General features: G+C 57.4%; 11 protein-coding genes. 2 read left to right on the top strand and 9 right to left on the bottom strand.

All coding sequences use genetic code 11. The annotated features are described in order from the left end of the window. Positions 1-3: 3 nt before the first annotated feature. Both JWR17_RS24715 and JWR17_RS24710 read right to left on the bottom strand, forming a co-directional pair. Positions 4-1,191, bottom strand: a complete 1,188-nt coding sequence (locus tag JWR17_RS24715) for an acetyl-CoA C-acyltransferase (RefSeq protein ID WP_299835751.1) — start codon at positions 1,189-1,191, stop codon at positions 4-6. A gap of 35 nt (positions 1,192-1,226) precedes the next feature. Next, complete coding sequence (locus JWR17_RS24710; protein WP_299835749.1) at positions 1,227-3,554, bottom strand: acyl-CoA dehydrogenase; 2,328 nt, start codon at positions 3,552-3,554, stop codon at positions 1,227-1,229. 122 nt (positions 3,555-3,676) lie between these two features. Here JWR17_RS24710 and JWR17_RS24705 point away from each other — a divergent pair, with 122 nt between their 5' ends. Next, on the top strand, positions 3,677-4,291 hold the full coding sequence (locus JWR17_RS24705; RefSeq protein ID WP_299835747.1) for an isochorismatase family cysteine hydrolase: 615 nt from the start codon (positions 3,677-3,679) through the stop codon (positions 4,289-4,291). On the opposite strand, the gene JWR17_RS24700 is transcribed toward JWR17_RS24705, so the two are convergent. The 7 genes from JWR17_RS24700 to JWR17_RS24670 form a co-directional block, all read right to left on the bottom strand. Then, a complete protein-coding gene (locus JWR17_RS24700; RefSeq protein ID WP_299835746.1) occupies positions 4,281-5,822 on the bottom strand; it encodes an AMP-binding protein in 1,542 nt (513 codons plus the stop codon). The genes JWR17_RS24705 and JWR17_RS24700 overlap by 11 nt on opposite strands. 15 nt (positions 5,823-5,837) lie before the next feature. Further along, positions 5,838-6,632, bottom strand: coding sequence for an SDR family oxidoreductase (locus tag JWR17_RS24695; RefSeq protein WP_299835744.1), 795 nt, complete (start codon positions 6,630-6,632; stop codon positions 5,838-5,840). Then, a complete protein-coding gene (locus JWR17_RS24690; protein ID WP_299835742.1) occupies positions 6,629-8,848 on the bottom strand; it encodes a CoA transferase in 2,220 nt (739 codons plus the stop codon). Before JWR17_RS24690 ends, JWR17_RS24695 begins: the two co-directional genes overlap by 4 nt. Before the next feature lie 79 nt (positions 8,849-8,927). After that, positions 8,928-11,429 carry an MMPL family transporter gene (locus JWR17_RS24685; RefSeq protein WP_299835740.1) on the bottom strand — a complete coding sequence of 834 codons (2,502 nt, stop codon included), beginning with the start codon at positions 11,427-11,429 and terminating at the stop codon, positions 8,928-8,930. Between the two features lie 34 nt (positions 11,430-11,463). After that, positions 11,464-12,531 carry a YCF48-related protein gene (locus JWR17_RS24680; RefSeq protein ID WP_299835738.1) on the bottom strand — a complete coding sequence of 356 codons (1,068 nt, stop codon included), beginning with the start codon at positions 12,529-12,531 and terminating at the stop codon, positions 11,464-11,466. A gap of 93 nt (positions 12,532-12,624) precedes the next feature. Then, complete coding sequence (locus JWR17_RS24675; protein ID WP_299835737.1) at positions 12,625-14,004, bottom strand: DUF1329 domain-containing protein; 1,380 nt, start codon at positions 14,002-14,004, stop codon at positions 12,625-12,627. 39 nt (positions 14,005-14,043) lie between these two features. Continuing rightward, positions 14,044-15,699: a DUF1302 domain-containing protein gene (locus JWR17_RS24670; RefSeq protein ID WP_299835735.1), complete on the bottom strand. Its 1,656-nt coding sequence runs from the start codon at positions 15,697-15,699 to the stop codon at positions 14,044-14,046. 635 nt (positions 15,700-16,334) lie between these two features. On the opposite strand from JWR17_RS24670, the gene JWR17_RS24665 reads away from it, so the two are divergent. Further along, the gene (locus JWR17_RS24665) at positions 16,335-18,353 is read left to right on the top strand and encodes an FAD-dependent oxidoreductase (RefSeq protein WP_299835734.1); all 2,019 of its coding nucleotides are present in this window, start codon (positions 16,335-16,337) and stop codon (positions 18,351-18,353) included. Position 18,354 lies beyond the last annotated feature (1 nt).

Genomic DNA, 18,354 nt, shown 5'->3' with positions numbered 1-18,354 from the left:
GTTTCACACGTAAACCTCGAACAACCCCGCCGCGCCCATCCCGCCACCAATACACATGGTGACCACGACGTACCGTACACCGCGCCTCTTCCCTTCCAGCAAGGCACTGCCTACCAGTCGTGAGCCGGTCATTCCAAAAGGGTGGCCAAGTCCAATGCCGCCACCGTTGACGTTGAATCGATCAGGGTCAATGCCCAACTGATCGCGACAATACAATGCCTGACAGGCAAAGGCTTCATTCAGCTCCCAGAGGCCAACATCATCAATGGTCAGCCCGTGTTTACCGAGTAATTTCGGTACGGCTGACAGCGGACCTATGCCCATCTCCTCAGGGGCACATCCCGTGGTAATAAACCCCCGGTATACGCCCAAGGGTTGTAATCCGCGTCGCTCTGCAGCCCTGGCCTCCATCAGTACGCACGCCGAAGCTCCGTCGGATAACTGGCTGGCGTTACCCGCCGTAATACTACCGCCCTCCATAACGGGCTTGAGCGCAGCCAACCCCTCGGCGGTGGTGCCGGCGCGCAAACATTCGTCTTCAGAAAACAGGTAGTTCTTGTAACTGATCTTGTCAGTGTGTTTGTCGACGATTTTCTGTGACACATCCAACGGCGCTATTTCCTCAGCGAACACGCCTCGAGACTGCGCCGCGACCGCTCGCTGCATGGCCAACAATGCGTAGTCATCCTGAGCCTGGCGAGAGATCCCGTAGTGCCTGGCGACGTACTCCGCCGTTTCGATCATCGGCATATAAGCGCCAGGTACGCGCTCGACCAGCGCCGGGTCCTTGTCACGGACCGCCCATTCAAGATAACCGGGTGCCAACGCACTGACGTTTTCCGACCCACCGCCAATCACAATGTCCATGCCGTCGACAATGATTTGTTTGGCCGCAATAGAAATCGCCATCAGGCCGGAAGCACATTGTCGATCTACGGTAGAGCCCGCCACCCCAACGCCAAAGCCCGCTCGCAAGGCGGCTGCCCGCGCAAGGTTTCGTCCTGCAGTTCCGGCGCCCATCGCGGCGCCAATAATCACGTCTTCGACCTCGGCCGGTTCAATGCCGGCGCGCAACACACTATGCAACAGCGCATGAGCGGTGAGCGTGGGTGACTTGATCGCGTTCAGAGCGCCGCGATGGGCTTTCCCGATCGGGGTGCGAGCGGTGGAAACGATGACCGCTTCTCTCATAGGATTCTCCGGATGTTCATAGACTTGTTCACTCGTCAGGTGCGTGGTGCACCGGGAAGTTTCAGGACAGCTTTCGCCAGGATGTCGCGCTGAACTTCGTTGGCACCGGCATAAATCGACACCGGCCGCGCCATCATCAAAGGCCAATGCAAGTCGGTAAGCAGCTCGCCAATACGCACATCGCCCACCACTCCGGCATGATCGCCCGCGATGTCGGTACAGAACTCAGTGATCCGTTGCAGCAACTCAGAAACGTAGACTTTCAGCATCGATACCTGCGGACCGGGCTCTCCATCGCCTTTAGCAATCCGGTCGCAAATCTGCGCATAGAACAATCGATAGTCGTGCAGGTCCGCTTGCAGGACCGCCAGCCGATCCAGCACGCCACGGTCATCAGTCAATTCCAGCTCAGCGACCAGTTTTTTGGCCAACGCCAATGCGCTGCCAGCCATGGCTGCGTTGCCGAGCCAGATACGCTCATGCCCCAACAACGCCTTGGCCAGGGTCCAGCCCTGATGCAGCTCGCCGAGCAGATTCTCGACAGGCACCCGCACGTTCTCAAAAAACACTTCGCAGAACTCGTCCTCCCCCGCGATGTTGGCAATGGGGCGGATGCTTACGCCCGGCAAGCTCAGGTCAATGAGCAAAAAACTGATGCCCTGCTGTTTTTTGTCAAATTTTCCGGTGCGCACCAGTGCGTAGATATGCGTGCATTCGGCGGCATGGGTGGTCCATATTTTTTGACCGTTGACGATAAACACATCTGCGTCCAGATCGGCGCGGGTACGCAGGCTGGCAAGGTCGGAACCGGCGCCGGGCTCGGAATAGCCCTGACACCACAGGTCCTCACAGGAAAGTATTCTCGGGAGATATCGAGCGCGTTGCTCGTCACTGCCCCACTTGATCAGGGTCGGGCCCAGTTGGGTTTCGCCGTTATCAATGATTCGGCCTACGCCGGCGCGCTCCATCTCCTCCTGGTAGATCAATTGCTTGCGAAACGATACGCCCATGCCCCCGTGTTCGCGGGGCCAGGCAGGCGCTCGCCAACCATGGTCATTAAGCAATCTAAGCCAATGGGTCAGATCACTGCCGCGCAGCCTCAGAAATGGCCGCCGGTCATTCTGGCGAAGCTCGGCGGGATAATGCTCGGTCAACCATTCGCGCAAACGTGTTCTGAAGACTTCATCCGTCCAGTCACGCGGATCGCTCGATTCCAGTCCTTCGATAGCCACACTTACTCGGCTGTCTCGATCGCCAGTGTCGAGCGCAGCGAAGTGCCGACGATGGTCCCAGATCGATCCGAGCCAGGCAGCACCAAACATCGCCGCACGCAAATACAGCCCAATGTCGACTTCCTCGGCGAAACCCATCGCCCCATGCAACTGCACCGCCTGCCTTGCTGTAGTGACTGCTGCTTGGGCGCACCGGGCTTTGGACGCACTGATCGCAGCCAGACTGACTTGCGCCAGCGGTTGCTGCTCGTAGCAGGCCAAGGCGTGTTGCCAACTCGCCTGGGCCAGCGTTTGCTCGATACTGAGGTCGACACAGCGATGCTGGACAGTTTGAAATGAACCCAGTGGCCGTTCGAACTGAATGCGCTGGGTCACAAAGTCGAGGGTCTGTTGCAAGCAACCGGCAGCCTGGCCTGCCAACTCGGCCGCCAAGGCAATACGGCCAGCCGCCACGCTTCGATGCAGGGCGTCCAGCGCGGCTGAGCCCCTCAGGATGGGTTCGGCAAACAGCAACGGTGCCTGGTCAAAATCGACATGGTATTGAGCACCATTGCCAGCGCTGAACGACTCAACGTGTACACCCCGGGCAGTTGCCTCAACGGCTACAATAACCGGCTGACCATGCTCCAGTGCTGACACCAGCAACACTGAACGGCTTTCGCAACCGACCACGAAGACCTTGCGCCCGCTGAGCCGACCATTCACCACGGTGCAACCGTATATGCCCGGCTCCAACTGTCCTGCGTGTTCCTGAGAAGCCACGGCCAGTAGCCGCTCACCGCTGCTGAGCCAGTTGGCCAACTGTTCGACGGCAGGGCTATTTTCAGCGGCGGCCAGCAACACGGAGGGCATGACACAACACGCCACAAAGGGTTCGCTAAACAAACGTTCGCCCATAACCTCGCAGATTACCGTGGCCTCGCCCAACGTCAGCCCGCTGCCTCCCAATGACTCGGGGAGCAGCAACCCTGTCCAGCCCAGCGCAGCAATATCGCGCCACAAAGAGGCATCCACTGGACGGGGTTGACCGATCCAACCGCGCAATCGAGAGGGACTGTGTGTTCCTGTCAGAAAATCATTGACTGACTTGCGAAGCATGACCGATAGCGACTCATCAGCATTTTCCCCCATCGAACCCTCCAGGCAGTTTTTATTAAATTAACTAACTATATGTCAGTTTTCAATTTATACTGCCGCCCGTCAACCTCTATTTAAACGATGCCGTATCACGGCGAACCTATGCGGGAGGATTTATGCTGAGAGGATTCGAAAAGGGACAACGTCCGGCACTGCTGATCAGTGAGTGCCAACGGGGCGTGATCGATCCCGAGTTATCGGGCTTTCCAGGTCTCGCGGAGCAGGTGGGCCGACGGGACATCCTGGTACGCATTGCCCGTCTGGCAACGGCCTTTCGCCAGGCTGGATTGCCGGTGTTGCACCTGCACGTCGCACATAGACCCGGTTATGTCGACCTGCCTCGGACCAGCGTAATCATTGCCCGCTCGACCAAAGAAAACCGAATGATTGCCGGTTCTGACGAGGTTCTGTCGGTGCCTGAAGTAGCGCCACAGGGCCAGGACATCGTGCATGCCCGCACCTTTAGTCTGGTGGGTTTTCATGGCACTGACCTGGATACGCTATTGCGTCATATGGGCGTCCATACGCTCGTGCCCGTCGGCGTCTCGACCAACGTGGCAATTTCTGGTCTGGCGTTGTGCGGCTCCGACCTTGGCTATCAGGTGGTGGTGCCCGAAGACTGCATCGCTGGCGCTACCGCGCAAAGTCATGACTTCATCGTGACTAACCTGCTGCCGCTCTACAGCACGTTGAGCGACAGCGACTCAGTGATCGCAGCACTCAACGACTGAAACGTTCACGCAGCACATGTTTGAGAACTTTGTTCAGGGTGTCGTTACGCGGCAGTTGTTCGACAATCTCCAGTTGCTCCGGAATTTTTTGTCGCATGACCTGCGCTGTCTCGAAGAAGGCAACCATTTCTTCGAACGGCAATGCAGACACCCCGCGCTTGAGTTCAATCACCGCACAGACGCGTTCGCCGCGAAACTCATCGGGCAAGCCGATGACCGCAACACCGGCCACTTTGGGATGGGTGAACAGCAGGTCTTCTATTTCCTTTGCAGAAATATTCTCTCCTTTGCGAATAATCACATCTTTGAGCCGTCCGGTGATCACGATGCGGCCATCCGGGCGACGCAACGCCAAATCCCCGGTGCGAAAAAATCCTTCGTTATCGAACGCGGCGGTCGTCAGGGCCGGGTCGGTATAGCCCTTGAAGACGCCCTTGCCACGTAGGCGCACCTCACCCGATTCGTCGTCCCCGGCCAGACGGCCATCAGCGCCCACAATACGCAACTCGACGTCATCGACGGGGACGCCTTCGGTGTTCGCTAACTGCTCGTCGGTGTCAGTAACTACCCCGGCACAAATCAGCGGCACCTCGGTCATCCCGTAATTGTGGGTCAGGCTGCAGCCCATTTCGCGACGGATCTGGTAATAGAGCTCTGGGGGTTTTGGCGCCCCCCCGCCGCTAAGCAGGCGTAGCGCTGGCAACAGAGACTTATGCGGGCAACGGCGTTGCTCGGCCAACAGTGCCTGATAGTGCGCAGTGCTTCCGCCGGTCAAAGTGACGTTATAACGGCGAAAGACCGTGGCAGCCTCCTGGGCTTGAAAACGATCAAGCAAGACCATACTCATGCCAGAGGCCAACACCATGCAGGTGTACATGGCCCCGCCAATGTGCGCGATAGGGAACGCGATGCTGCCAATATCTGCAGCGCAGCCGCCCATGGCCCGTGCGAGATTACGTCCACCGATCATTAAGGTTTCATCGGTATGACACGCGCCCTTGGGTTCCGAGGTAGTGCCGGAGGTGTAATAGACCCAACGCACTGATTGTCCTTCAACGGGCGGCGGCGGCAAGCTGGAAGGCCGACCCTGAGGCAGGTCCTCGCCCATGACGATCACGTGGGGGGGATGCGCCAACTGCTCACAGAGAAGCCTCGCCATGCCCGAATAATCACGGCCGTCATTGTCGGCGATCAATAGATAAGCAGACCGGTTGCGTTCCAGAATGGCCCGAACTTCACGCTCGCCATACAAGGAGATAATCGGATTCTGCAGTGCGCCGAGGCGCGCCAGGGCCAGCGACGTAATGACAGCCCGCAAGCCGGTGGGCAACATCCAGGTCACCGTCGTTCCGGACCTGATACCACGCTCGTAGAATCCGGCAGCCAAGCGTTCGGCGATGTCCAGCGCCTGGGCAAAGGTTATCCGCATCTGTGTTCGGCCTTCTATCACCATGATCGCGGTCGGCGTCAGGAGAGCCCGACGTAACAACAGTTGCCAGAGCGTCGTCGCTTTTATCAGTGCGTGCGTCATTTCCACCCCAGGCGATTACCAGGCACTGCGATGGGCGCCGCCATCGACCGGAATCAAGCAGCCCGTGATATACCCGGCTAAATCAGAGCATAGGTAGACCGCCATTGATGCGATTTGCTGCGGATCGCCCGCATGTCCCACGGGAATTGCCTTAGTCAATCGCTGCATCATTGCCTCAGCAGACAGGCCACGGGCAGCGCCCATGCGCGCTACTTCTTCAAGCATGGTTGCCGTGGCTATCCAGCCCGTCGCCAAGGTGTTGACGGTGATTCCGTCGCTGGCAAACTCATCCGCCAGTGACTTGTTCAAGGTCACCACTGCCGCGCGGGCGGTGGTTGCGGCCATCAACTTCAGGCCAGAAACTGGCTCCTTCGCCGCCGCAGTGCCGATGGTCAGCAGGCGCCCCCAACGCCGTTCGCGCATGTGCGGCACCGTCGCTCTGGCCAAGTGCACCACACTCATCACCTGCGCCTGGAATGCATGTAAAAACACGTCGGTATCGCCTGTGAAAAAGTCACTGGGCTCACCGCCGTGGACATTGGTGATCACGATGTCGGGCGATCCATAAAGCTGGCAGGTCGCTGAAACGGCGCGTTGCACCTCGGCAGGCTGAGTCAGGTCGGCACACACACCGCTGGCAATGCCGCCCGCCGCACGCAGCTCGGCCACGGTCTGCTCTACGGCATCGGCCCCGCGCGCAACTACCATGACCTTGCAGCCTTCATCGGCCAGTAATTCGCAACAGCTACGACCGATACCTTTACTGCCACCTGAGACCAAGGCGACTTTGCCAGTCAATCCCAGATTCATCGGTTTAACTCCGCTGAACCTAACGAGCCGGGGTCGTAAACTAACGCTTGCGCGACCCACTGATTTATCTGCAATTCGTCAAACCCTAGTTCTTCCAAAATAATCCGTGAGTGCTCCCCCAAAAGAGGCGGTGGCAATGGCCCGACGGTCGACGGTTGGTCATCGAAATGCCAGAAGCCCCCTGGCAGGGTCAGTCGGCCATAGCGTGAGTGTGGGAAGTCCACCACCAGACCGCTTCGGCGATTGCCCGGATTATCGAGAAACGCTTGCTTCTGATCGGTCCGCGCTTCTACCGCTGGAACGTCGGCATCGTCGAACAGCAACAGGGCCTCAGGTACTGATAAGCCGGCCATTGTGGCGGTCAATTGCTGGACGTTGCTCACACCCGCGAGGGTCAATACCCTTGCCAATCCGTGTTCATCGCCAGGCCGCTGGGCCACCGCAATCCAACCGTGCCGACACGGGTAGAGTCGACGCAAGGGCGCCACACCTAACTGACCCGAGTCCAGATGAGCGAAGTCCTGCAAACGCCCCTCGGGGTCGGCGGGACTTTCCATGGTAAACAGACTGGCCGCAAGCAGTGAGCTGGACACGGCTTGGCCCTTGCCGCAACGGTCGCGTTCAAACAGCGCCAGCGTCACTGCGAGAACAGAAGCGAGCCCCGCCAGGTGATCCATCATGCCAAAACGCAGCCAGGTCGGTTCGTTGCCCTGCCCTGCGCTCTCGCTTTCCCAACCGGAGGCGGCCTGGAACAGCTGATCGTAACCTGGCCAATCACGCCGTGGCCCTTTGGCGCCGTACGCACTGACATGGCAGTAAATCAGGTCCGGCTTGCAGGCCAGAAGTGCCTCGCCCCCCAAGCCCAGGCGTTCTATAGCCGGCATGCGTTGATTGTGATGAATGACATCTGCCCATTCCACCAAACGCTGCGTGATGACCTGTGCAGAGGGAGACTTGAGGTTCAATGCCAATGAGCGCTTACCGCGCTGGCAGGCATTAAACGGCCACTCCGCCACTCGCATCGGATCGCCATTGAGCGGTTCAACCTTAATGACCTCAGCGCCAAGATCAGCCAGCAACATTGGCGCCAGTGGTCCGGCAACAAACGCCCCTAAATCCACCACGTTCAATCCGAGCAACGGCTTCGAGAAGTCCTGGTGTGCACTCCTCGCTGGCGGATGCCACCGCGAGATGGCGTCCAACGCTTCAGCCACTAACGGAATCGCTGGCTGCAAGGTCAAACCATGGGCAGTATCGATTTCCTTTACGTAGCCATTGGCACAGGCCTGTTCATCCAGGTACAACTCACCCATGGCCGCCACTTTGTCCGCCGGTACGTCGGCGACTTGCAACAACGCCAACCATTCATCCCGTGGCCGTGTGCGAAATACCAGCGCCATCGCGCCGCGATCCTTAAACCAGGTAATGGGCTGATGGGCAAATTCAGCGTTTGCAGCACTGCGCTGTTGGGGGTCAAGGGCATCCAGTGCCTGGCGAACTTCCGGAGCCCGATTAGGGTCAGGCATGACGTGCAGCCATTTTCCGTCAGCGCATTGAAACAAGGTTGGAGGCACGGATTTTGGCATCCCCAGTTGCAAGGCAGGCGAGGTGTTTTCAGTCTCGTGCCAATGCATCATCAGCGGGATCAACGCCCCCTGTAACAAGCTGGTCTGGACCACCCCGCCGTGACCCTGGCGCAGGCGCAACAACCCACCTATGGCGGCGAGAAATGCCGCGTGCCAACTGCCCAGTGGGAAACGTAAATACACCGGCCCCTCGCGGCCCACGGCCGCTTGCTCATCAAGGATGCCGGCGTGGGCCATCACTAAAAGATCATCCACCGGCAGGTCCGATCCGGGTGCTCCGCAGATGTTTACTAGCACCAACTGCTCGCGGCCCCGACGCAGGTATTCGTTGCTCAGGCCAAGCTGGCTGGCTTGAAGGGGTAACAGATCGCTGATCAGCAGGTGTGCATTGTCCAGCTGTTTATTCAGCTGATCGCGCCCTTCAATCTGGTCCAGATCCAATTCCAGCAAACGCTTCGAACGATTCCACAGCGCCGCTTGGCCGGGTTGTAAAGGGCACTGCCATTGCCGAGGTTGAATACGCAGCACATCGGCACCGGCCTCAGCAAGCAGCAGTGCGGCTACGCAACCGGCGTGTCCGGTGCCCAAGTCAATGATCGTCAGTCCGTCCAGAATTCCACGCTTATCCACACGATGTCTCCGGCGTCAGGTTAATAAACGAGTGCAGAAAGCCACAAGACAGAATTCTCTGTCTCGGGCGTCAAGGACCTCAGGCAGTAATTCGTTGCTTGATGGTTTCTTTGCCAGGTTCGCCCAACGGCTCCTCAGATGGGCTCGTCGCTGAGGTTGCGTCCATGTCCCGCTGCTCAGGCGGTGCATCATCGGCCGGTGTACGCAGCAGAAAGTAAGACAGCGCAGGGATTAGTACCAACGCACCGACCATGTTCCACAGGAACATGAAGCTCAGCAGAATGCCCATGTCCGCCTGGAATTTGATGGGTGACCATATCCACGGAATAACCCCTGCGGCCATGGTCAATCCGACCAGACCGACGATTCGGCCGACAAAATCAAGCGAGCCTTCATAAGACTTGGCCAGGGTCATGCCGTGCCGCTGCATGCCTAACTGCACGCTGAGCAAATACAGCGCGTAATCGACACCGACACCAACACCCACCGCGATGACTGGCAACGTGGCGACCTTAATCCCGATGTTCAGCATCACCATTAGCGCCTCACACAGGATCGAGGTGATGATTAACGGAATAATCGCTACCACCACCGCACGCCAGCTGCGGAAGGTAATGAAACACAGCAACGCCACTGCGCCATAGAGCACCAGATGCAAGGTCCAGAAGCTGCGTTTGACCACAATATTGGTGGTCGCTTCAATACCAGCGCTGCCGGCGGCCAACAGGAACGTGCGTGATTCGGTGTTGAACTCCGCACCATAGGCTTCGACCTCTTTCACTACGCGGTCCAGCGTCGCCGCCTTGTGGTCTGCCAGATAAGCAATCACCGGTGTGATGACGCAGAACCTATCGACCAGTTCCGGCCGGTCCGTGGCGAACATGTTGAAGGCTTGGGTGCGGGTGCTGGTATTGACCGGGATTGTCATCCATTTGGGGTTGCCCTCAAACATCCCCGATGTGGCTAGACGAATGCCGTCCGCGGGCGAAAAGGTGGTCTGTACACCGGGCAATTCGCGCAGGCGGGCACTCAAACGGTCCGCTTCGGTCAGCGATGAGAACTGGGTGCATTCCCCAGCCGGTGTTTTGAGCATGACCACAAACTGGTCCGTTGACAGCCCGTAATTCTGGGTCACGAAGGCTACGTCGCGGTTATAGCGCGATTCCGGCCGCAACTCCGGCGCGCCCGGATTAAGGTCCCCAAACTGCACGTGGTGACCGATCAGAAGCCCTGCGCAGGCCAGCACGGCGGCGAGCGCAACGGTAATCGTGGCACGACGCCGTTCAGTAAGTCGGATCAGGCCACTGCGGATGGCCTGCATCGGACTCCGTCCGGCCGTTATCTGATTCGTCGTTTGCACACTGCGCCGCGCCGCGTCAGCGCTCACGCCGAAATAGGACAGCAGCACCGGTATCAAAAACAGCTTGGTGAAAATCAGGATAGCGACGCCCAGGCTGGTGGTCAGGGCCATGTCGCGAATCACAGGGATATCAATGATCATCAGCACTGCAAAACCAACGATATTCACCAGCAGCGCAGTCAGCCCCGCCATGAACAATCGGCGGAAGGTGTAGCGAGCAGCCACGTATTTATGGGTGCCTCGCCCCACGTCTTGCATGATCCCGTTCATCTTCTGCGCACCGTGGGACAGACCGATGGCGAAAATCAGAAAAGGTACCAGGATTGAATACGGATCAAGCACGTAGCCGAGCACACTGAGCAAGCCCAGCAACCAGACCACGCCGAGTAAGGCGCAGAACACCAGCAATAGCGTACTGCGCAGGCAGCGGGTGTAGGCCAGCACCAGCGCAGTGGCGATTAGCACCGAGAAACCGAAATACGCCATCACCGAATACATGCCATCAATCAAATCGCCAACGATCTTGGCAAACCCAATGATGTGGATCTTGATGGTGTCGGTCTCCAGCGACCGCACCTTGTCCTCTAATTGCCTCGAAAAAACCGCGTAATCCAGTGGCTTCCTGGTCTCAGGATTAAGATCGAGCAATGGCACAAAAATCATCGACGACTTCAGATTGTTGGCCACGTAACTGCCAACGATGCCTGCTCGATTGATGTTTTCACGCAGGCGGTCCATGGAGGTTGGGCTACCGTCCCAGCGATCCGGGATGACGGGGCCGCCCCGATAACCTTCCTCGGTGACTTCGGTCCAACGCAAGCTGCTGGTCCACAGCCCGCGCATCCAACCCTGGTCTATGCCGGGTAGCAGGTAAACGGCGTCGTTGACCTTTTGCAGCGTCAGCAAATAGTCTTTATCGAAGATGTCACCCTTAGTATTTTCCACCACGACTCGCGTTGCGTTACCCATGCCACGGAGCGCATCACGGTGTTCGAGGTAATTTTTTATATAGGGATGGGACTGCGGAATCATTTTCTCGAAGCTGGTATTGACCGGTAACTTCAGTGCGTTCCAGCCGAAGAATAACGTCAACACCCCACAGAGCAAGATCACACTGATGCGGTGATTGAACACTAGCCTTTCGAGCCAGTTGCCGCTGTTTTTGTCAAAGTCGGCAGGGTCCGCAATGACCGGCATGTCGAGCGCTTTCAATAAAACCATAGTTGCCTCTGAAAATGACGGGAGCGTCCGGTAGCTATTGCGCAGAGACTTCTCGCACCCCGGAGAATCCGACGCTGACGGCTTTGCCGTCATTGAGCCATACCAGACTGGTAAATCGTCCAAAGCGAGAAACCGCCATGGGGGAGAAGCCGCGTACAGCGGCATCGCTGATCACCACCTTGCCATCGACGCCCGCCAGTAAAAACCGACCATCGGGCAAGCTCTGGACATCACTGATCGCGACGTTGATGCCGGTAGGCAAGGTTTGCCAAGTGACGCCCCCATCCGAGGATTTGTAGGCGCTGCCCCGCAAGCCAGCGGCAACAATCATCCGTGAAGTGGCCTTGATGCTGAAAAAACTACCCAGGTAGCCAGTTTCCAGTCGTATGAAGCGCTGGGTGCGGGGATCAAGTTTGAACACCACACCGCGCTCTGCGGCGATGTACATCTCACTGCCGCTGCCGGAAATTGCCATGTAATGCAGAAGATCCGGGTTGTCCGCCCGCTCCATCCAGGACTCCCAATGCCGGCCGCCATCGTGGGTCGCGAACAGCGTACCGAAGGTGCCCACCGCCACCCCATTGTTCTCATCGGAGAACCAGACATCCATCAGGGCTTGTTCAGGGCCGTCTTGATAATTGAGCTTGACCGCCTCCTGGAACACTGCGGCGGTGGGATCACCGGCCGCCGCCAATGCGTCAAAATGTTCGGTCAGCAACGCGCTCGCGGCGTGACCATCCAGTTGTTTGCTCCAGCTTAGGCCGCCATCGGCGGTGTGCAGGATCACGCCTTCGTGACCCACAGCCCAACCTTGTTCCGGTGTCGGAAAATTTACGCCGAGCAAGTCCGACGAAACGGGAGAAGGCGCCTGGGACCAGTTGGCCCCCGCATCATCGGAGAACATGATCAAGCCTCTGGCACCCACTGCGACCAGCCGCTTGCCTGCCGTGGTCACACTGTTCAGGTGCGCCCTCGTCAACTGACTGATAGACGATGCGGGGCGATCCAGAGGGTCCATGAAACCCGTTTGCGCATCAGCCCGAGCCGACAGGGCCATGGCACAGAGCGCGGCCAACAGTAACCTACAACCCACAGTCGTCATTTCATCCTCTCAGCAGTACGGTTCATGGGAGTTCGACGCAGTGAGCGTGAAACAGGGGGCATCACACCCCCCAAATGCTCAATGACTTAGGGGTCAACGTACTCCGGAACCGGCCAGCGAGCCCGGCGAGAAGTAGCTGCCCGGGTAGGCATCGACCTTGTAGAAGCCGGTCATTTTCGGCGCAGCCATGAGCGAGCCATTGGAGTAAACACCCTTGGTCAAGTCATAGAGCACGTACTGCCCATTGCGGTAAGCCGGTTTTTCATACTGTTGGATCGAAGGCTGGTACATCAAATGGTGGACCTTGCCAGCCTGATCAAACGAAACGTAGGTCAGGATGCTCCAGCTGTCCTCGTCCAGATAGAAACGCTTGACCTTCTGTACATGCCGTTCACCTGGCTTGAGCGTCGCTTCCACCACCCACACCCGGTGCAATTCCCAACGGAGGTAGTCCGGGTTCAGGTGCTTGGGCGTGTTGATTGCGACCGGATCGGCATCCCAGGTCTTATAGTCGTTGTAAGGCACATACATTTCGCGCCGACCGACGAGTTTGAAGTCGAACTTGTCCATCTTGCCGTCAAAACCGTTGATCTCGTCGAACAGTAATACACCACCGCTGGTGGTACTGACGGTGTCGTATTTGAACTCAGGCGCCAGTCGGACCCGGCGCTGTCCCGGGATATAGGACCATGCCATGTTCTCGCGATCCTGAGCTTCCAGAAACGAATGGCGCAGTTGCTTGACGCCCACAGCTTGTGCAGGCGCAGTGGTACTGGCAATCAATGCCCAATACGGTTGGTTGTCCGGGATTTTGTCCATGGAGTTATCCCAGAACAAGTTTCGGTTTTCGATTTTCTGCACACCGGTCAGCGTGACGCCGCCCGAGGTATCAATCAAATAGGCTGCCTGAGTGCCTTCGCTATAGGGCAGCTCATACTTGACGTTCGAGTTCCACATCGCCTCATACCCGGTTTTGGGAATCGGGAAGGGATATTGTGCGTGGGCATTGGCCAAACTTGGCGCAGCACCAACCACTTGTGGGTTTTTCACTCGACTAATCGTATTGTCATAGACCCACTGCGGGAAGCAAGCCGTCCGATGGGAGGGGTAAACATCAACGCGAAAGCTTTCAGGGTAACGCTTGAATAATTCTTGCGTGCCATCGTCGATCTTGTCCTTGTACTGCGCCATGTTGGCCGCTGTGATGCTAAACAAGGGTTTTTCATTGGCAAATGGATCGACATAAGGCGAACCACCTTTGTCGCCCATGATGGGTTTGTAGCCTGGCGGAATGGTGCACATGCCCCCGGTCCACGGCGGGATCGAGCCGTCTGCGTTACCAGCTTTAACGGCACCCAGCGGTGTCAGTGTAGTGCCTAGCTGTTTAATCTCTTCGTCCGTAGGCGCCGCCATGACCTGGCTTGCGAACAGCAGGCTGACAGCGCCCCACATTACGATGTTTTTATTATTCATGGACTAACCCTCACGTTTGGCAGGCTAACGGGTGCAGCTTTAATAAGTGGTCTTGTAGGTAAACGACAGCCAGCCATGGTTATTCTGTACAGCCGAGCCATTTGTATAATCGCTGGTGACATAGCCGCTGGCCGGGTTGACTTTATAATCGGCGTGCGAGTCTATCCAGGCCAACGTAAAGTTGTGTTGGTTCTTCCAGACACCATTGATGCCCACCGAATAGTTGTACGCGCCTTCGTTAGTACCACCCAACGTAGGGCTGTTGCCATCTATACCGTATGCCAGAGAGAACGGCATCGACATGTCCCAACCCGGAAAGGCCTGCGGCCACTGCGGAGTGAAGCCCATCTGCATGCCTAATGAATGGTCATCTGCACAGTTCTTGCTATACGCCGTCACGCAACCGTGACCGCGACCATTGAATCGATCAGCGTTCTCAGTAATGTTTTCCAGCTTGTTGTAAGCCAACTCCGCCTGAAATGTACCACCGTCCCAGATGGGCGTTTTGGGCAACAGATAGATACCGTTGACCAGCGCATGAAGGCTGTCACCTCGGGCACCTTCGGCTTGCGCATATCCGGCATCGCCGCTTGAGATCACGGTAAAGCCCGCCACCGAGTTCAGCGCTGTATTACGCCGATAAGACACTTCGCTCGCAACGCTCACGGTGCCCAGGGTTTTAGTCAGGCTCAAGCCGTACAGCTCGGTATCACGGGCATAGTTGAAGCGAATCGCGTTTGGAATCCCGGCAAATACACCCGGCGCCACTTGCTGAACACCGACCTGGGTAAAGCTCCACGGCAGTTTTTCAGCAAACTTGCGGTAATAGACACCCGCCGTGCCGCCCAGCCACCAAGGGCTCCACCGTAGGTTCAAGCCATAGTCACCATGGCTATCCGGTTCGATATCACGACCGTTTGGAATCTGGAAAATATCTGCCGGTGCGCCCAGATCCGAACGGGCCCCATCGGCCGACGAGAAGTACGTACCGCCAGGCACCAGGCGGAAAGGTTTCCAGTCCAACAGATATTGCGCAGCGAATGACAATTCATCAGTGAGCTGAACCGTTGTCGAGATCTGCTTCAGCGGCAAGAACAGTTCCTTGGCCTCCGCGCCCGGACTGGTTGCTGCCTTGATGGTGTCAACCGGACCTTGGGAGTAGGCGATACTGTTGCCGATGGAGTAAAGCGATTCACCCCAATAGACATTGTGCTGACCCGCTTTGATATTGACGCCCACATTACCCAGTTGGAAGCCGGTAAAAACGAACGCATCGAGAATCTCACCCGACGGACCGGCGATGTAACGGCTGGCGTAACTGTTGTAGTGGTTATTGATGTAGTTGCTGCTACCGGTCAGGTCTGGATTCGGCGAGTCGCTGCCTTTGTAGGCGTCGTCATACCATCCCGCCGCGCTCAATCGAAAGCCATTCGCTTGCTTCCAGGCCACATCGAGCTCACTGATGATATCGACCCGGTTGGTGACAACATCGCCACGCCCGAATTTATGCTCGGTATCGTCATAAAACGGCGATTTGGAAAAGTCGCTGTTCTGCCCTTCCATTCGCATTCCGAGGTTGTAGCGAAAGGTGTTGTCCCAACGCACGCTGACATCGGGAATACCGGTATCGACTTCTATTGCCTGCACACAATTGCTGCCGACCACGCCCAGTAGGAATGCAACAGAGCACGGCATACATAACGGCTTTTTAAAACTGACGTATCGACTGCTAGCGTTACTTATTGTTGTTGTTTTCACTGGCCTGCCTCTCCGATTCAAATCGGTTTGTTATTTTCGGCTCACCCCTGAAAACAGGGGCTAGACGCTGGGCATGAAGAACAGAAAACACTATCGCAAGGAAGATCCTAAACCACAACATCAGATCATTCAGCCGTTGATAGCAGCCCTTCAGAACCTCCGACGCCAAGCTAACATACCGTCAGCTATTCGCAATAGGCTTTCTGAAAAGTTTTTCTTGTCGGGTACATATTTTCTTTCTATTCAAGACGTTATGCGGTCCTTAAGAATAATATTTGGACTACGTCCTCAGGTATCAAAAACCAGCAGCTAAACCTTGACCAGCTATGGCGCCGCAAACCACCAATGCTTTTCAAGCTAGCCGATGCGTCGACAGGCCACTCTAACCTTCTGGCTAAACGCCTGTCAGCCCCGGCCCAGTCAGGCAGATTCACATTCTTCACTGGCAATGCCTAAATAACTGATATATCGTCAGCTATAGAACATCACAACAAATCCAACGCTGCCGTTTTTGCCCCGTACTTCAGTGCCGGGTCAGTGCTCAACGAGGGCGAACAATCAGGAGTCACTCCATGCCTAACAACCCCTACCCGCGTCTCTTTGAACCCATTCGATTGCGTAATCTGATTATCCCTAACCGGACAGTCATGGCGCCGATGTCGACAAATCTGGGTGGACTGGATGGACGCGTGACACCGGAACAAATCGCCTTCTATAGAGAGCGTGCCAAAGGTGGAACCGGCATGATTGTCGTGGAGTTCTGTTGCGTTGACTCTGCCAGCGGCCGGTCCGAACATCGCCAGCTGACCCTTGAGTCCCCCTCCCATATCGCTGGCCATCAGCGTTTGGTCGAAGCCATAACCTCGACGGGCGCCGTGGCCTGCCTGCAATTGCAGCACGGCGGCCAGGGCGCCAAGCGCGAACTGGTTGTGGATGGAATGCCTTGGGCACCCAGCGATGTCAGTTCACGCTCTTCCCCCGACCGCCTGGTGGCGAGCGCCATGACGCCAGAGCAAATCGAGTACCTGATTGAATGTTTTGGCGCAAGCGCAGAGCTGGGCGTACTGGCCGGTTATCAGGCATTCGAGTTACATGGCGCCCATGGCTATCTGTTGACCGCTTTCCTGTCTCCCTACAGCAATCATCGTAACGACGCGTGGGGAGGAGACGAGGAAAAACGCCTGAACTTCCCGCGCCGGGTCATTGAGCGGGTGCGCCAAAGTATCGGTGATCGCCCGCTGATCTACCGGCTCTCGGCCGACGAATTTACCCCTCAGGGGCTGAGCATTGACGACATGGTACGCATCGCACCGAAACTAGTGTCTGCGGGCGTAGACGCGTTGCATGTGTCTATCGGACTGGGCTGGACCAGCTTTGACAAAGTCATCGAGCCTATGTCTGCACCTGAAGGCTGGCGCCTGCCCTACTCGCGGCGGATCCGTGAAGCGGTGGACGTGCCGGTGATCAGTGTCGGACAGATTCGCTGGCCAGAAACCGCCGAACGCGCCATTCGTGAAGGTGATGCCGACATGATCGCGCTGGGCAGGCCGTTGCTGGCCGATCCCGAATGGGCAAACAAGGCACGACGCGGCGCGGCACTGGACATCAGACCCTGCACGTCCTGTAACTATTGTGTCGCCATCAGCTCCGGCCCCCACGGCACCATCGGCTGTGCCGAGAATCCACGCAGTGGTCATGAACTGGACCGCCTCCCGGACGCGGGTGCTCGTCGTGGTCAGCGCGCAGTGGTCGTGGGAGGTGGCCCTGGCGGTATGGCCGCAGCGTTGATGTTGCAGCAGGCCGGTTTTGCCACTGAGTTGCACGAAAGTCGCAGCGACCTCGGTGGAGGTTTGATTGCTTCAGCAGCGCCGCCTTTCAAAGACAAACTGAATTGGTACCTCAGTTATCTGATACGTCAACTCGACAAGAGTGCGGTTGAGGTCTACCTCAATAGTCATATCGATCTGGCAACGCTGGGCGGACCGGCTCAGCCAGCGATTGTCTTGCTTGCCATCGGCGGTCGGGCGTTGCGCCTTGCCATTGACGGCATCGATACCCGACCAGTGCTGGATGCGTACGAACTATTGATGGGGGACATCGCTAGCCTTCCGGCGCCCGACCCGAACTTGCCAATACTGGTGTACGGCGGCGGCGAAACCGGTTGCGAAACCGCAGAGCTGTTAAGTGACCTAGGTTACTTAGTGGTGCTGGTCAGCCGCTCGCCCCGGTCGCAACTGGCCCGCTCCGCCGAAATGATTTATCGCGGAGTGCTGAAGCAACGCCTGTTCAGCAACACGTCTATCCGCATTCTGGATAACAGCAGCATCGTGCGAATTCACGAAGATGGCCGAGTGGAGCTTCAGCACACCGCCGGCGAACGTACCGAACTCCAGACCCTGGGCGTGCTGATTGCCCAAGGCAGAAGTCCGGACGAAACCTTGTTGAACCAGCTGCTGGAGGCACACCTGCCGGTCACGACTATTGGCGATGCGCGCCGGGGTGGTCGAATTGGCGACGCGGTGCATGACGCTTACCATGCGGTGCTCGGGCTGTGTGCAACCGAGACGCCTTTACAGCCGCTGGCGTGCTGAT

Source organism: Pseudomonas sp. (assembly GCF_028293835.1).
Taxonomy (GTDB): domain Bacteria; phylum Pseudomonadota; class Gammaproteobacteria; order Pseudomonadales; family Pseudomonadaceae; genus Aquipseudomonas.
Note: the sequence above shows the minus strand (reverse complement) of the source record. Positions and strands in the feature narration are given on the sequence as shown.

Coding starts and splice junctions, on each gene's coding strand:
- JWR17_RS24715 (WP_299835751.1), bottom strand. CDS start 1,191: ATGAGAGAAGCGGTCATCGTTTCCACCGCTCGCACCCCGATCGGGAAA.
- JWR17_RS24710 (WP_299835749.1), bottom strand. CDS start 3,554: ATGGGGGAAAATGCTGATGAGTCGCTATCGGTCATGCTTCGCAAGTCA.
- JWR17_RS24705 (WP_299835747.1), top strand. CDS start 3,677: ATGCTGAGAGGATTCGAAAAGGGACAACGTCCGGCACTGCTGATCAGT.
- JWR17_RS24700 (WP_299835746.1), bottom strand. CDS start 5,822: ATGACGCACGCACTGATAAAAGCGACGACGCTCTGGCAACTGTTGTTA.
- JWR17_RS24695 (WP_299835744.1), bottom strand. CDS start 6,632: ATGAATCTGGGATTGACTGGCAAAGTCGCCTTGGTCTCAGGTGGCAGT.
- JWR17_RS24685 (WP_299835740.1), bottom strand. CDS start 11,429: ATGGTTTTATTGAAAGCGCTCGACATGCCGGTCATTGCGGACCCTGCC.
- JWR17_RS24680 (WP_299835738.1), bottom strand. CDS start 12,531: ATGACGACTGTGGGTTGTAGGTTACTGTTGGCCGCGCTCTGTGCCATG.
- JWR17_RS24675 (WP_299835737.1), bottom strand. CDS start 14,004: ATGAATAATAAAAACATCGTAATGTGGGGCGCTGTCAGCCTGCTGTTC.
- JWR17_RS24670 (WP_299835735.1), bottom strand. CDS start 15,699: ATGCCGTGCTCTGTTGCATTCCTACTGGGCGTGGTCGGCAGCAATTGT.
- JWR17_RS24665 (WP_299835734.1), top strand. CDS start 16,335: ATGCCTAACAACCCCTACCCGCGTCTCTTTGAACCCATTCGATTGCGT.